This window comes from uncultured Algibacter sp., assembly GCF_963976535.1.
Classification (GTDB): domain Bacteria; phylum Bacteroidota; class Bacteroidia; order Flavobacteriales; family Flavobacteriaceae; genus Algibacter_B.
In genome coordinates this window covers 34,950-50,815 of record NZ_CAXBLF010000009.1, presented here as the reverse complement: position 1 = coordinate 50,815, position 15,866 = coordinate 34,950, and the positions used below count along the sequence as shown (strand labels likewise).

10 protein-coding genes are annotated in these 15,866 nt (G+C 34.4%); 6 read left to right on the top strand and 4 right to left on the bottom strand.

From position 1 onward, the window contains the following. Positions 1 to 5: 5 nt before the first annotated feature. Positions 6 to 1,232, bottom strand: coding sequence for an NADH:ubiquinone reductase (Na(+)-transporting) subunit B (locus AAC024_RS04620; protein ID WP_339754487.1), 1,227 nt, complete (start codon positions 1,230 to 1,232; stop codon positions 6 to 8). A gap of 77 nt (positions 1,233 to 1,309) precedes the next feature. Continuing rightward, positions 1,310 to 2,665 (bottom strand): Na(+)-translocating NADH-quinone reductase subunit A, encoded by a 1,356-nt coding sequence (locus tag AAC024_RS04615; RefSeq protein WP_339894042.1) that lies wholly within the window; start codon positions 2,663 to 2,665, stop codon positions 1,310 to 1,312. Between the two features lie 161 nt (positions 2,666 to 2,826). Here AAC024_RS04615 and AAC024_RS04610 point away from each other — a divergent pair, with 161 nt between their 5' ends. The 4 genes from AAC024_RS04610 (at position 2,827) to AAC024_RS04595 (ending at position 7,612) form a co-directional block, all read left to right on the top strand. Continuing rightward, on the top strand, positions 2,827 to 4,077 hold the full coding sequence (locus AAC024_RS04610) for a type IX secretion system plug protein domain-containing protein (RefSeq protein ID WP_339894041.1): 1,251 nt from the start codon (positions 2,827 to 2,829) through the stop codon (positions 4,075 to 4,077). A gap of 169 nt (positions 4,078 to 4,246) precedes the next feature. Further along, positions 4,247 to 4,633 (top strand): Co2+/Mg2+ efflux protein ApaG, encoded by a 387-nt coding sequence (gene apaG / locus AAC024_RS04605; protein WP_339894040.1) that lies wholly within the window; start codon positions 4,247 to 4,249, stop codon positions 4,631 to 4,633. Between the two features lie 879 nt (positions 4,634 to 5,512). Next, a complete protein-coding gene (gene ggt, locus AAC024_RS04600; protein ID WP_339894039.1) occupies positions 5,513 to 7,135 on the top strand; it encodes a gamma-glutamyltransferase in 1,623 nt (540 codons plus the stop codon). A gap of 51 nt (positions 7,136 to 7,186) precedes the next feature. Further along, entirely contained in the window at positions 7,187 to 7,612 is a 426-nt protein-coding gene (locus tag AAC024_RS04595) for a hypothetical protein (RefSeq protein ID WP_339894038.1), read from the top strand. A gap of 40 nt (positions 7,613 to 7,652) precedes the next feature. On the opposite strand, the gene AAC024_RS04590 is transcribed toward AAC024_RS04595, so the two are convergent. Together AAC024_RS04590 and AAC024_RS04585 are read right to left on the bottom strand one after the other, a co-directional pair. Then, positions 7,653 to 8,648, bottom strand: coding sequence for a DUF6695 family protein (locus AAC024_RS04590; RefSeq protein ID WP_339894037.1), 996 nt, complete (start codon positions 8,646 to 8,648; stop codon positions 7,653 to 7,655). Further along, positions 8,641 to 9,363, bottom strand: coding sequence for an NRDE family protein (locus AAC024_RS04585; RefSeq protein ID WP_339894036.1), 723 nt, complete (start codon positions 9,361 to 9,363; stop codon positions 8,641 to 8,643). Before AAC024_RS04585 ends, AAC024_RS04590 begins: the two co-directional genes overlap by 8 nt. A gap of 151 nt (positions 9,364 to 9,514) precedes the next feature. Between AAC024_RS04585 and pruA the strand changes: the two genes are divergently transcribed. After that, on the top strand, positions 9,515 to 11,143 hold the full coding sequence (pruA, locus tag AAC024_RS04580; RefSeq protein WP_339894035.1) for an L-glutamate gamma-semialdehyde dehydrogenase: 1,629 nt from the start codon (positions 9,515 to 9,517) through the stop codon (positions 11,141 to 11,143). Between the two features lie 963 nt (positions 11,144 to 12,106). Continuing rightward, entirely contained in the window at positions 12,107 to 15,823 is a 3,717-nt protein-coding gene (gene purL / locus AAC024_RS04575; RefSeq protein ID WP_339894034.1) for a phosphoribosylformylglycinamidine synthase, read from the top strand. The last annotated feature ends 43 nt before the right edge of the window (positions 15,824 to 15,866 follow it).

Genomic DNA, 15,866 nt, shown 5'->3' with positions numbered 1-15,866 from the left:
TATTGCTATACTTTTTTTACTTTAAGACGTCTTAGACGGCGTTTTATATTTCCTTGAACCACATAATGGTCAATTGTTGGGGCAAACACATTCATTAATAAAATGGCAAGCATGACGCCTTCTGGATATGCAGGGTTAAACACGCGGATTAATATTGAAATAAACCCAATTAAAAATCCGTAAATCCATTTCCCTCTATTGGTTTGTGATGCAGTTACTGGATCTGTAGCCATAAATACAATACCAAAGGCAAGTCCACCTATTAATAAGTGATGCCAATAATGTGTACTCATTAAGCCATAGAACTTACTGCTTTGTGTAATCCAACCAGCGTCAACAACACTGTTGAAAATAAGCCCCATTACTACGGCTCCAATGACAGCAGAAAGCATGATACGCCAGCTTCCTATTTTGGTAAAGATTAAAAACAATCCTCCCAATAAAATCAGTAGGGTTGAAGTTTCACCAATAGAACCAGGAATAAAACCAAAGAACATATCTGCAACGGTATGCGTCACTGGGTTATTTTGGGCAATACCTCCAAGTATAGTTTCACCAGAAATGGCATCTAAGTTGGCTCCTTCTGCAATCTCCTGTCCTCTTTTAACTGCGCCTTCAACCCAAACTTTATCGCCACTCATCCAAGTTGGGTAAGAGAAAAACAAAAAGGCTCTAATGGTTAAAGCGGGATTTAAAATATTCATTCCGGTGCCTCCAAACACTTCTTTACCAATGATAACACCAAAAACCACTGCAACTGCTAGCATCCAAAGTGGAATATCTATTGGGACAATTAATGGAACTAGCATTCCTGTTACTAAGTATCCTTCTTCAACTTCGTGTCCCTTTATTATGGCGAAAATAAATTCAATTCCTAAACCAACACCATAAGACACTAATATAAGTGGCAAAATTTTCCAAAAGCCAATAGTAAAGTTGGCCATAGACCAAAATTCTGAACTAAAGAAACCACTTGCAGCTGCTTGAATTTCTCCAACGGCTAAATTATGTTGGTAACCTGCATTAAACATTCCGAAAATTAAACACGGTACCAGAGCCAAAATAACGGTATTCATGGTGCGTTTTAAATCGTCAGCAACTTTTATATGAGTTCCATTATGTGTGGTCTCATTTGGCAAGTATAAGAACGTATGGATTGCACTAAATGCTGGTATCCACTTTTTATTCTTATTCTTTTCTTTAAAATTATGTAATTTATTTTTTAAACCCATCTGTTTTATTTTTCATTTTACTTTTAAAAATGAATAATCTTAAATATTTTTCATTTCGATTAAACGAAATAAATCATTTATCCAATTTCTTTAAGCATTAAGTCTAATCCTGCTCTTATTATTTTTTGATGTGGTTGCTTAGACACACACACAAATTCTGTTAATGCGAAATCTTCAGGAGCAACTTCATACATTCCTAAAGCTTCCATTTCATCTAAATCTTGATACATACAAGCCTTTAAGATTTGCATTGGGTATATATCTAAAGGAAAAACTTCTTCGTAAGTTCCAGTAGTTACAAATGCTCTATGTTCTCCGTTTGTATTGGTATTTAAATCGTATTTTTTTTTAGGGTTTAACCACGAAAAGGTTAATGCTCTTGATGTAGATACTTTATTAAATACAGGTTTTGTCCATCCAAAGAACTCATAATCATCGCCTTCCGGAATTACAGAAACCACATTGCTGTAATAATCTAAATTACCGTCTGGTTCGATTTGCTTTCCTGATAAAACATTTCCAGAAATGATACGATCATTACCGTCTTTAGCAACACCCTTATCATAAACAATAGTAGCAATTTCACTACCAGCAAGTGTTTTAAAATATCTTGGTTTTTCAACTGAAGACCCAACTAAAGCAACAATACGCTCCGCATTAAATTTCCCTGTTAAAAGTAACTCACCAATAATAACTAAGTCTTGAGGGCTAACCGTCCAAACTACTTCACCTTTATTAACGGGATCAATTTTATTAATTTGAGTTCCAACATTTCCTGATGGATGTGGCCCTGAAACTTTATGCAAAGTAACACCGTCTAAACCAGCTAGTGGCGAATTCCCATTCTTACCTACAGAAACATGTACGTTACCTTCAGTTAATTTTAGTAGGGCTGAAACTGCCGCTTGCAATTCTGCTTCTTTTCCTTGTAAGGTAAAATCTAAATCGGCTGCTAGTGGTGCGCTGGCATATCCTGAAATGAATATCGCTTTGGGCGATTTTTCTGGATTCGCAATCACATCATACGGACGTTGTTTTACAAATGGCCAACACCCAGAAGCTAATAAATGCGCCTTAATGTCTTCTGGTTTTGAAGCATCAATATCAAACTTTCCAAAGTCTTCAAAAATTTGAGTTTTATCTGCTTCAATTTTAATAGCGTCTATACGTCTTTTTGGCCCTCTAACTACCTCAACTACTTTCCCTGAAACTGGTGATGAAAACTTAACCGCTTCTTGAGATTTATTGAAAAACAAAGTGCTTCCAGCTTTAACTGAAGTTCCTTCTTTTGCAACAAGTTTTGGTATTACGCCGTGAAAATCTTCTGGTCTTATGGTGCAGTAGTTACTGATAATTGCTTGTTCAACAGTTTTTTCAGCTTCACCAAAAAGTTTAATGTCCAGACCTTTTTTAATATGAATGTCGTTTGACATATTTATTTTTATTGAAATTAGTTGTCTAAAAATCGGTGCAAAAATACGAATAAATAGCTAATGTGACAGCCAAATTACACTCTGTTTGTTATTTATATTTATTCTAAATAAAAGAATAACCTTAGGCATAGAATTTGCTTATCTTTACAAAAAAGCGTAGAATGTCTTTCAAATTTTCTCTAAAATGGCTTTGTTTTATTGCCACTGGTATTATTTTTGGTCAAGTAGAAGAAATAAATCCTCCAGATTATATAAAATCAATTACATTTAAAAGTAGTAGTAGTGATTTAGGAGAACTACCTATTATCAAATTAGGCGAAACATTTTATTTAGAGTTTGACGCTCTAGTTTCAAACGAACCAGATTTTTATTATAAAATTGAATATTATGATTATGATTGGAAAGCATCTGTTCTTATAAAATCTGAATTTCTTTTAGGTATTGATAATTTTAGAATTCAAGACTACACAAATTCTTTCAACACCTTTCAAATGTATTCGCACTATAAAATGTCGATACCCAATCCGCAAACTAAACAATTAAAGGTATCAGGTAATTATATTATTTCAATTTATGATACGGATAATGAATTGGTGTTCTCAAGAAAATTCATGATTTACGAAAACCTCGTTACACCTGGCATAGAAATTAAAAGATCGCGAGATGTAAGTAACATAGAAACTACACAAACCGTTGATATTGAAATTGCTTCTGGTCCTCAAATTAACAATCCGCTTCAAACCGTAAAAACGTTAATTATTCAAAACAGTAATTTAAATACAACCATTTCTAATCTAAAACCGCAATATACTATTGGCAACAAACTCATCTACAGATATGTAAAAGAAACTGCTTTTCCTGGTGGAAACGAGTATTTATTTTTTGAAACTAAAGATGTTAGAGCTGCAACCTCTCGCGTACAATCCATTGCACTTGAAGATATTTACCAATCGTATTTGTTTACAGATGTTGCGAGAAAAAATTTGCCATACACCTACAACCCTGATATTAATGGGCAATTCAAAATTGTAGCTATAGATAGAGACGATGTAACTATTGAAGCAGATTACGTGCAAATCCACTTTTCATTGCAATATCCAGAATTAAACAACGGAGAAAGCATTTACATTTATGGCAATTACAATAATTATGCACTAGACGATTATAATAAAATGACTTTCAATGAACAAAGCGGACTATACGAAACCAATTTTAAACTAAAACAAGGGTTCTATAACTACAAATATGTTATTGTAAACAAAAACGGAGATTTAAACGAAGGCGCCATAAGCGGTGATTTTTGGCAAACCGAAAACAACTACAAAGTTTTAGTGTATTACAGAGATTTAGGCGCTCGTTACGACAGAATTATTGGGTTTAACCAGGTTTCATCTACCAATATCTCAAATTAAACCGCATAAAACATCAAAAAAGCCGTTACAATACTTCATTAGAACGGATATTTAACAAAAATTGGAGGCTAAAAATGCATTTCATCTAATTTTTCTATCAAAGACGTTAAAATTTACGTTAACCACTTAATATTTATTATTTTAGCACGCGCTAATACTTTGCACATCAATGGTTCAACAGGTAACAAAAGGCATAAAAATTTCGGTAGAAACTACCTTCGAAGGCTCGTTTTATAAAAACTATAAAATACAGTACGCCTTTGGATATACGGTAACTATTGAAAATCAAAGTAAAGATTCTGTGCAACTTAACGCACGCCACTGGGAAATTTTAGATGCACTAAACAACGTAGAAACCGTTTCTGGCGAAGGCGTTATTGGCAAAAAACCTGTGCTTAAACCAGGTGAATCACACACCTATACCTCTGGATGCTTACTAACCTCACCATTTGGTGCTATGCAAGGGCATTACAGTATGGTAAACTTTACCACTACAAAAAAGTTTCAAGTTACCATCCCTACATTTAAGTTGAGTGCCCCTTTTGCAATAAACTAGCACGTCATTGCGAATCACATTTTTTGTGTGATGTGGCAATCTGCAAAATCATATCTAAATTATAATATTGTTTGGGCGTTACTTTTTGCTCATACCTACAAGGTTTTTAAAACCTCGCAGGATCACAAAAAGTCGGGCTTTCACTACTCGCTTCCTCCTACGTCGGCGAGCTCAAACATGCCGTTCAATCCCTAACGCATTTATTTGCTATCTTAATTTTTTAAATTGAACGTTATTTTGTTTTTGGGGAGGGTCGTTTAACTGCAAAGATAAAGTTCCGTTTCAATGAACTTTATCGATTGTTAAACGACTTAGCTAAAAAATTTTAAAAAGTCAAGTAATTAGTATCTGGACGGAAACACAGCAAAATTAAATTTGTTTCTTTTTGCGCCCTTTCAGTTTATTTTTAATCGCTTGATACTAAGGTATCAACTCATAAAAACTAAACAAAAATGACATCAAAAATAATTCAAATTATAAAAATCGTCTGTTTCCGTCCAGACACTAATTAACTAAATCGCTATTAAGATGTGTAGTTGGGTAATACCAGTTAACTTAAGTGATAATTGTTATATAATAATAGATGTATAAAAAAAGCAGGATTATTAACTTGTTTAAATCATAGAAACCCCTAACCTTATATTAGTCACTAGCTTTAAAATTATTTTTATACTATTATAATAATGGAAACACCTCATGTCACGCAAATAATATCATTTATAAAAATTCAACTATCTTTTAAGTAATTCCATATATTTGATTATAGATAGATAATGGAAATTAGAAATAATTAATATGAAAAAAATAGCAACTTTTATTATCTTTTTTATTACCGTCGGATGCCATTGCATAACTGCGCAGACTTATGCACAGCATGGTATGGTGGTGTCAAGTAATGAGTTAGCTTCCGCCGTTGGAGTCGAAATACTAAAGAAAGGTGGAAATGCTATAGACGCATCTGTGGCAACTTCTTTTGCATTAGCGGTAACTCATCCAACCGCAGGTAATATTGGAGGTGGTGGTTTTTTGGTATATATGGATTCCTCAAGTCATACTACTACCATTGACTTTCGAGAAAAAGCACCGTTAAAGGCGACTCCCAACATGTTCCTTAATGATGAAGGGACGTTATTAAATGATCAAAATTTATATGGCCGAAAATCATCAATAAATCATATTGGACTAAAGTCTGTTGGTGTACCAGGTACAGTGGCTGGCTTATATTTAGCTCATAAAAATTACGGCAAATTATCATGGGCAACGTTGGTGCAGCCATCAATTGATTTAGCAGAAGACGGATTCAAATTGACTTGGTCACTTTCTCGAGCAGCAACTTTCTTTAATAACAACTCCGAAATTCAGTTCTTGAAAGATTATTTTAAACTTGACAATGGTAAGGTAGCAAAGTTTGGTCAAATATGGAAACAACCCGAATTGGCGAACACTTTAAAAGCAATAAGGGACAAGGGTAAGGATGGTTTTTACAAAGGAGAAGTTGGCAAAGAAATTGTCACTTTCATGCAAGAGAATGGCGGCATAATAACCAAAAAGGATCTTGAGATATATGAAGCAGTAGAAAGAAAACCTATAAAAGGCACATATAAGGCGTATGAAATTTATTCGATGCCACCACCCAGTTCAGGTGGAGTGGCACTTATTGAAATGATGAACATGATGGAAATGGCAAATTTGGATTCTATCCAATTCAACTCTACTGAATATGTTCATTTAATTGCCGAGGTAATGCGAAGAGCTTTCGCTGATAGAGCGGAGCATCTTGGTGATCCTGATTTTAACCCGAATATTCCATTAGATAGGTTGATTTCAAAAGAATTTGCAAAAACCCGTTTTGAAAATATTGACATGGCTCATGCTTCTCCTAGTGACTCTTCTAAGTTTGGACAAATTTATGATGGCGCTAATACAACCCATTTTTCTGTAGTAGACAAAGATGGCAACGCTGTTTCTTTAACTTATACGCTAGAGCATAGTTATGGCTCGGGAATAGGGTCTTCAAAACTTGGTTTTATATTCAATAATGAAATGGGAGATTTCAACCCAATACCAAATCAAACTACTAGTACTGGAATGATTGGAACAAATCCAAACATCATTCAACCAGAAAAAAGAATGCTATCAAGTATGACCCCCACGATAGTAGCTAAAGATGGTCAACCGTACCTTGTGATAGGAAGTCCTGGGGGAAGAACCATTATTAACACGGTTTTTCAAACGGTATTAAATGTGTTGGAATACGATATGAGAATAGATAAGGCAATAGAAGCCATGAAAATTCATCAACAGTGGTTACCTGATATAATTTCATACGAGGAATATCTACTTTCTCCTGACACAAAGAGAAATCTTGAACTCATGGGGCATCAGTTAAAGCCTGTACCAAATTTAGGTGTCTTAATGGGGATTTTAATTGACCACAAACAAAAAATTCTAATTGGTGCCTCAGATTCTTCAAGTTCAGATGGTGCTGCAATTGGATATTAATATAGTATAATCTGTATTGAAACGCAGGTTATACTAAACGTTATAATGTATATGAAAAAAATCACGTTAAAAAGACCGAAAGAAAGTTTTAATAGAAACTGTTCGTATGAAATTTTAGTTGGAAAAAGAAAGCTGACTGAATTAAAGAACGGAGAAGAAAAAGTTGTTGAAATTCCAAATGAACTAGAAAATGGTGAAATAAAAGCTAAAATTCAATGGTGTGGAAGTGAAAAAATAGAACTGAATAATTTTAGTAAAAATGAAATATTAAAAGTTAGCGGAAATAAATTTCTGAATAAAAAATCAATGTATATTATTGCTTTATTACCACTAACAGGTGTATTAATGTTTGGATATGGTCGAGAAAATCCAATGATTAAAAACGTAGGGATAAGTCTATTTCTTGTACTTATAGCATTTGTACTCGGAATAATGACGGTCTGGAAAAATAAATGGTTGATATTAACAACGGAATAAAACAGGTATTACAAACTTAAGAAGAACTGATTTTAAAATATTATTTCTCAACCTTCTCAAACCTAAAAACCCTCCCACTCTGCTTCACATGAAAGAATTTGCAATTTGAATAATGTATAAATTCAAATTCTAAATCATAATCAAACGAATCGTCTTCAACCATAAACGTATCATGTATATCAATATTCCCGTATGGTGAAATACGCCTAAAATGATACTCCACATCATGTCCTGTTTTATGCAACTCAAACCAAGCACCAGCCGCAATACCAGAAAGCCATTGCGCTTTTTCATGTAAACCATCAACGGGTTTTGGCTCTTGTGTTCCAACAAAATCAACTTCATGGTCTTTCAACTTATCTAAAAAGCAACGGATATTTTCACTTTTCTGTGAGCCTTTGAATTTTGAAATCTCACCAGTTTCAGATACCTCATAAGTATGATTTTCAGTATCAGCAAGCAACACATTACCAACCGTACTTGGTGTAAACCATTTAGAGTTTTCAAGATTCTTTTTTATTTCAAAATCTGTTAACGAAGCAATTAAAGTATCTGTTACAAAACGTGCACAATTACAAGCATCTTTAATAAATGCTGCATACCTAATAAAATGTTTGTTTTGCATTTTGGTAATATGCGTTCGCGCTTTTTGGTAATTAATAGCATTACAAACCGAAGCTATTAATTTACCATCACCATGTGTCAATTTAGGATGTGTTCCTAAAAATTCTAAAATAGTATCTAAATTTTTAATTTTATCGTTTTCTATTTCAGCTTTTATTGGAAAATGTAATTCGTTATCGGTGTCGCTTCCTCGCACGCGTCCATTAGGTTCTGGCGTAATATATCGTCCAAAATCATGATATTCTAAAACGCCAGTTTCTTTATCAATTAAAACTAAAGCGGCATGACCTGCCCGTAAATAATCCTTCTTACCAACACCAATAAATTTTAAATAAGGAGAAAACCATTCTTCAGAAACCATAACAATAGTATCTGGATACGCCAACGATAAAATAACACCTGTATTATCCATTAACTACTTGCGGAAGATTGAAAGTTTTAATAGTAACTAGTTTACTATCAAGGTTCTCATAGCGCATACCAATTGCATTCCCTCGCTTTTCAACTTGCGTAATACTCATTGTTTTCACAAAACCACGATTCATGACTATACCATAATCCATATTGTTAGTATCCGTGGTACTATGGAATTCTAATAAAGCATCAGCATTTAAGTCACTAAGCGCTTCAAGATTTTCAAACCATTGTTGACGCTCTCTTTGCATCCCGTCAGAATACAAGGTTGAAGACGACCAAATTCTTGATTCCAATGGCAATTCTATAAAATGCTTGTATTTGCCATCCCAAACTAATTCATAGAATTTTAAATTCGTATTCCAATCTGCAATCACCACGGTAAATGGCTCAATATCTTGAAGATTATAACCTTCTATAGTCGCAGCAATATCATCAGAAATCATGAAATCATTAGCCACAATACCTCTACTTTTTCTGTAACTTGATTGTCGTTCGTGATTAACAAAACCGCCATTAAGCACACAAACTACTCGATTTTTTTCACTTATACCAATCCAAGTACCACCCATTTTATCTTTTGGAAACAACAATTTAGTATCATCAATAGTATAAAAATCCGGAATCAAAGATACTCTATCAGGAGCTTCATCTCGATTTGTAGTTAATACAAAATCGTTATTTTTCGTTGGAATAATTGTAACTGTACACATAAAACTTGTAGTCTTAAAACGGGTTGGCAACTTACAAAAAATAAATAAAAATTAACTTGGTTTTATGAAGTCGTGCTTTAAAATAATCATTTAAATATTCGTAAATTTGCATCACATTTACTGAAAATTCAATAACGAAAAATCAAAAATCATGGGAAAAGGCTTTTTTAGTGTACCAATTGCTGTTAACGAACCTGTAAAATCTTACGCTCCTGGATCACCAGAACGTGCTGCCGTTGCTAAGACCTACAAAGCGATGTTTAATAGTAAAATTGACGTGCCTTTATATATAAATGGTAAAGATGTGAAAACTGGAAATACCAGAACCATGTCACCACCACACGATCACAAACATATAGTGGGAACCTATCATGTTGCTGAACAAAAACATATTGATGATGCTATTTCTACGGCGTTAGAAGCTAGAAAAACATGGTCTTTAATGCCATGGGAACAACGTGCAGGTATCTTTTTAAAAGCTGCTGAGTTAATTGCTGGTCCTTACCGTGCAAAAATAAATGCAGCAACTATGATTGCCCAATCTAAAACTGTACACCAAGCAGAGATTGATGCGGCTTGTGAGTTTATAGATTTCTTGCGTTTTAATGTTCAGTTTATGACGGACATTTATATGGAGCAACCAGAAAGCACAAGTGATGCTTGGAATAGAATTGAATACCGTCCGCTAGAAGGCTTTACCTATGCAGTTACACCATTTAACTTTACAGCAATTGCAGGGAACTTACCAGCATGTATGGCATTAATGGGTAATGTTGTAGTTTGGAAACCTAGTGATAGTCAAGTGTATTCTGCTAAAGTAATTATGGATGTGTTTGAAGAAGCTGGTGTGCCTCCAGGCGTTATAAACGTGGTTTTTGGAGATCCAGTGATGATTACTAACACTGTTATGGCAAGTCCAGATTTTTCAGGATTGCATTTTACAGGTTCTACATATATATTTAAAGAACTTTGGAAACAAATAGGAAACAATATTCACAACTATAAAACCTACCCAAGAATTGTTGGAGAAACAGGCGGAAAAGATTTTATCGTCGCTCATAAATCAGCTAATGCAAAACAAGTTGCTACGGCTATTGTTCGTGGTGCATTCGAGTTTCAAGGACAAAAATGTAGTGCAGCATCAAGAGCTTACATTCCAAAAAGTCTTTGGGCAGATGTTAAAAAATATGTTATTGAAGATGTAAAATCTTTTAAAATGGGTTCACCTGAAGATATGAGCAATTTTGTTACTGCTGTTATTCATGAAGGTTCTTTTGATAAACTAGCAAAATATATTGATGGCGCAAAAGCTGATGCTGATGCAGAAATCATTGTTGGTGGTAATTATGATAAAAGCAAAGGTTACTTTATTGAACCTACTGTTATTCTTGCCAAAGACCCAAAATATACCACCATGTGTACGGAGCTTTTCGGACCTGTAATTACTATTTATGTTTATGAAGATGATGCTTACGCGGAAACTTTAAAATTAGTAGATGAAACTAGCGAATATGCATTAACAGGTGCCATTATATCTAAAGACCGATACGCGGTTACCCAAGCCACTGAAGCGTTACAAAACGCCGCTGGAAACTTCTATATTAACGATAAACCAACTGGAGCAGTTGTTGGACAACAACCATTTGGTGGTGCCAGAGCATCAGGAACCAATGATAAGGCCGGTAGTGCACAAAACTTATTACGTTGGATATCTCCAAGAATGATTAAAGAAACGTTTGTTACCCCTACGGATTATCGTTACCCGTTTTTAGAGGAGTAGAATTCCTCTGGAAGTAGGAATCTCATAATCGAGAAACCTAAATTATACTATTACAAAGAGATTATCTTAAAAAATAAGGTGGTCTCTTTTTTTATTAAACACAAACCTAGCATACCTGCCTTTGTCAGAAAAACTAACTAGCTTAAGTTGTTTAGCGACCGATAAAGTTGACCTGTACTGAACTTGTTTCAGTATTGAAACCGGACTTTATCTTTGCATTAAACGCACTTCCTGAAAAAATTAGTTAGTACATGACAAAAATTTAGAACAGAACTATAACCTACACACATATAGCATATTACGGCTTTTTCGTTACTTAGACCTGACAGGTTTTGAAAACCTGTTAGGTCTTTGTTTTCCCGAAAATTGCGAGTAGTTTATTTCTCAAAATTAGTTTTTATCATATACCTGAAAAAATCAGTTAAAAATTTTAAATCCGTTTCTTTTTCCGCGTTAAGAATTGAAGCATCATCCTTTTTAAAAATGGGTTTGATAAGAACTAAAATTGTGCAGATTGCCACCTCCTTCGCCCTCCTTTAGATTAGCAAAAGTATATTTTAGCTTAAAAAAGAATGGAGTGAACTTATCTTCCTCTAAATTTAATAGATCAATATTGTGTATTAATCTCCATTTTTTTTATTCCGATGACAAAGAACCAAATAGAATTTCAGTTTCGACCTTACAAAGGTTTTAGTCAACGTAATCATTTTACTAACACAAAACAAAATTATGAAAATTAAACAGACCATCGGTATTGACACAATCATGTTTTAAAAAGAAATGGCCCTTCGACTTCGCTCAGGATAAATTCCAAGCCCGACCTTTTAGGCAACTCCCAAAAACAAGAATACATGTTAAAAACTCCTTAATAACTCCCAATTTTTGGTATTATATTTTTACTTAAAATTCCACTAAAAAGAAGTAAATTTGCCCTTTCTTTAAACACACACAAATTAAGACCTAATGATTCATTTCTTTGGAAACGTAACCAGCAACATATTTGCTGTTCAAACAACAAAAGAATTATCAACTGAAACGACTTCAAAATTAACATGGCTTTTTGCTAGTCCTGAACTTGTTTCAGGAGCTCCAAAAATAGAACAAGCATCTTTAGGTGCTTTTTTTATTGGGCCGCGTGCTGCAATGATAACGCCTTGGAGTACTAATGCTGTTGAAATTACTCAAAACATGGGAGTTTCAGACATCATCAGAATTGAAGAATTTCAAGCTGTTTCAGAAGATTTCAATGATTTTGACCCGATGATTTCTGAAAAATTCAACGGTTTAAATCAAGACTCATTTACTATTGATATTCAACCAGAACCTATCCTAAATATTGAAGATATTTCAGCTTACAATCAACAAGAAGGTTTATCATTAAGCGATGAAGAGGTAGCGTATTTGGATGGTGTTGCTAAGAAAATTGGTCGCCCATTAACCGACTCTGAAGTGTTCGGGTTTTCGCAAGTAAATTCTGAGCATTGTCGCCATAAAATTTTCAACGGCACTTTTGTTATTGATGGAGAAGAAAAACCGACCTCATTATTCAAATTAATTAAAGAAACAGCGAGACAACATCCTAACGATATTGTTTCAGCTTATAAAGACAATGTAGCCTTTATAAAAGGTCCGAAAGTGGAACAATTTGCGCCAAAACGTGCTGATATTCCTGATTACTATACCACACAAGAATTTGAATCTGTTATTTCGCTTAAAGCGGAAACACATAACTTCCCTACTACGGTAGAGCCTTTTAATGGTGCTGCAACCGGTGCTGGTGGAGAAATAAGAGATAGACTTGCGGGTGGAAAGGGGTCGCTTCCTTTAGCTGGAACTGCGGTGTACATGACATCCTATTCTCGTTTGGAAGACCCATTCGACTCCGCTCAGGGCAAGAGACATTGGGAACAAAAATTTGAAGCCAGAGATTGGTTATACCAAACACCAATGGATATTTTGATTAAAGCTTCTAATGGTGCATCAGATTTTGGTAATAAATTTGGACAACCTCTAATATGTGGTTCAGTATTAACTTTTGAACACCAAGAAAATTCAGCTTCAAGTGCATCAGCTCCAAGAAAACTTGGTTTCGATAAAGTTATTATGCAAGCTGGTGGAATTGGATACGGAAAAGCAGATCAGGCTTTAAAAGACATACCTAAAGAAGGAGATAAAATTGTAATTCTTGGTGGTGATAATTATCGAATTGGTATGGGTGGCGCTGCGGTATCTTCCGCAGACACAGGGGCACTTGCTTCAGGAATAGAATTAAATGCCGTACAACGTTCTAATCCAGAAATGCAAAAACGTGCTGCTAACGCCGTTCGTGGTATGGTAGAAAGTGAAGAAAATTTTATAGTTTCTATACACGATCATGGTGCTGGCGGACATTTAAACTGTCTTTCTGAATTGGTTGAAGATACTGGTGGAAAAATAGATTTAGATGCTTTACCAATTGGAGATCCTACCTTATCTGCAAAAGAAATTATAGGAAACGAATCTCAAGAACGTATGGGATTGGTTATTGGTGAAGAACATTTAGAAATACTCCTCAATATTGCGGATCGTGAACGTTCGCCAATGTATACCGTTGGTGATGTTACAACAAACTATCGTTTTACTTTCGAATCTAAAACTAAAGGAGACAAACCTATGGATTTAGCTTTAGAAGACATGTTTGGTAGTTCTCCTAAAACGGTTTTAACTGATAAAACAGTTAACAGAAATTATAAAAACTCAAGATATAAAACCAAAAATTTACAAATCTATTTAGAGCAAGTTTTACAATTGGAAGCTGTAGCTTGTAAAGATTGGTTAACTAATAAAGTAGATAGATGTGTTGGCGGCAAAGTAGCCAAACAACAGTGTGTTGGTCCTTTACAAATTCCGTTAAATAATGTTGGTGTTATGGCATTAGATTATAACGGAAAAGAAGGTGTTGCGACGTCTATTGGCCACTCGCCTATTTCTGGATTAATTCACCCAGAAGCAGGTAGTAGAAATTCAATTACAGAAGCCTTAACTAACATCATTTGGGCACCTTTAAAAGATAATCTAGCTTCAATTTCACTTTCTGCAAACTGGATGTGGCCTTGTAAAAATGAAGGTGAAGATGCACGTTTATATAAAGCTGTTCAAGCGATTTCAGAATTTTCGATCGATTTGGGAATCAATGTTCCAACAGGAAAAGATTCGCTTTCTATGAAACAGAAATATAAAGATGGAGACGTCATTTCTCCAGGAACCGTTATTATTTCTGCGGTCGCTAATTGTAATGAAATTTCTAAAGTTGTGGAACCTGTTTTGCAACAAAATGGAGAAAACATCTACTATATTAATATCTCTCAAGATGATTTTAAATTAGGAGGAAGTTCTTTTAACCAAGTTTTAAATACTATTGGTAATGAAGCTCCGGATGTAAAAAACTCAAGCTTTTTAAAAGATACTTTTAATAGCATTCAAAACTTAATTAAAGCTGATAAAATTTCTGCTGGACACGATGTGGCTTCTGGTGGATTAATTACCACGTTGTTAGAAATGTGTTTGGCTGATATAAATTTAGGTGCAGATTTTGATATCTCTGCCTTAAATGAAAAAGATTCTATAAAAGTTTTATTCTCTGAAAATTCAGGACTAGTTTTTCAAGGTGATGATGCTTCAATAGAAACTGTGTTATCAGAAAATAATATTGAATTCTTCACTATTGGAACTGCAAATAATACAGGGATAGTAAACATTAAAAATAACGAAGATAATTTCTCTTTTGATGTTGCTAAAATGAGAGATGTTTGGTATAAGACTTCTTATTTATTAGACCAAAAACAAACAGCTAACGAGTTAGCAAAAGATAGATTCGACAATTATAAAAATCAACCTTTAGAATATACATTCCCAAAACATTTTACTGGAAAATTACCAGTGTTAAAAGGAAAAAGACTAAAAGCAGCTATTTTACGTGAAAAAGGAAGTAATTCTGAGCGCGAAATGGCAAACGCTATGTATTTAGCTGGTTTTGATGTGAAAGATGTACACATGACCGATTTAATTTCTGGTCGAGAAACTTTAGAAGACATCCAGTTTCTAGGTGCTGTTGGTGGATTCTCTAATTCTGATGTTTTAGGTTCTGCAAAAGGTTGGGCTGGTGCTATTAAATACAACGAGAAAGCTAACAAAGTCATCAAAGATTTCTTTGCAAGGGAAGACACACTTTCTGTTGGGATTTGTAATGGATGTCAACTTTGGATGGAATTAGACCTCATCAACCCTGAACATGAGATTCATGGTAAAATGCTTCATAATGATTCTCATAAGCATGAAAGCGCATTCACTTCTGTAAAAATTCAAGAGAATAATTCGGTGATGCTTTCAACGCTTGTAGGAACTACTTTAGGGGTTTGGATTTCGCATGGTGAAGGTAAATTTAGCTTACCATTTTCTGAAGACAAATATCATATTGTAGCTAAATATGGTTATGAAGATTATCCGCATAATCCTAATGGTTCTGACTTTAATACGGCAATGATGTGTGATAAAACAGGTCGTCATTTAGTAACTATGCCACACATTGAGCGTTCTACATTTCAATGGAATTGGGCTAATTATCCTGTTGGACGTAAAGATGAAGTTTCACCTTGGTTAGAGGCTTTTGTGAATGCTCGCCTTTGGATTGAAAATAGATAATTTTAAGAAACAGAATAAAAAAAGCCCCGAAATGAATACTTCA

Coding starts and splice junctions, on each gene's coding strand:
- AAC024_RS04620 (WP_339754487.1), bottom strand. CDS start 1,232: ATGGGTTTAAAAAATAAATTACATAATTTTAAAGAAAAGAATAAGAAT.
- AAC024_RS04615 (WP_339894042.1), bottom strand. CDS start 2,665: ATGTCAAACGACATTCATATTAAAAAAGGTCTGGACATTAAACTTTTT.
- AAC024_RS04610 (WP_339894041.1), top strand. CDS start 2,827: ATGTCTTTCAAATTTTCTCTAAAATGGCTTTGTTTTATTGCCACTGGT.
- apaG (WP_339894040.1), top strand. CDS start 4,247: ATGGTTCAACAGGTAACAAAAGGCATAAAAATTTCGGTAGAAACTACC.
- ggt (WP_339894039.1), top strand. CDS start 5,513: ATGGTGGTGTCAAGTAATGAGTTAGCTTCCGCCGTTGGAGTCGAAATA.
- AAC024_RS04595 (WP_339894038.1), top strand. CDS start 7,187: ATGAAAAAAATCACGTTAAAAAGACCGAAAGAAAGTTTTAATAGAAAC.
- AAC024_RS04590 (WP_339894037.1), bottom strand. CDS start 8,648: ATGGATAATACAGGTGTTATTTTATCGTTGGCGTATCCAGATACTATT.
- AAC024_RS04585 (WP_339894036.1), bottom strand. CDS start 9,363: ATGTGTACAGTTACAATTATTCCAACGAAAAATAACGATTTTGTATTA.
- pruA (WP_339894035.1), top strand. CDS start 9,515: ATGGGAAAAGGCTTTTTTAGTGTACCAATTGCTGTTAACGAACCTGTA.
- purL (WP_339894034.1), top strand. CDS start 12,107: ATGATTCATTTCTTTGGAAACGTAACCAGCAACATATTTGCTGTTCAA.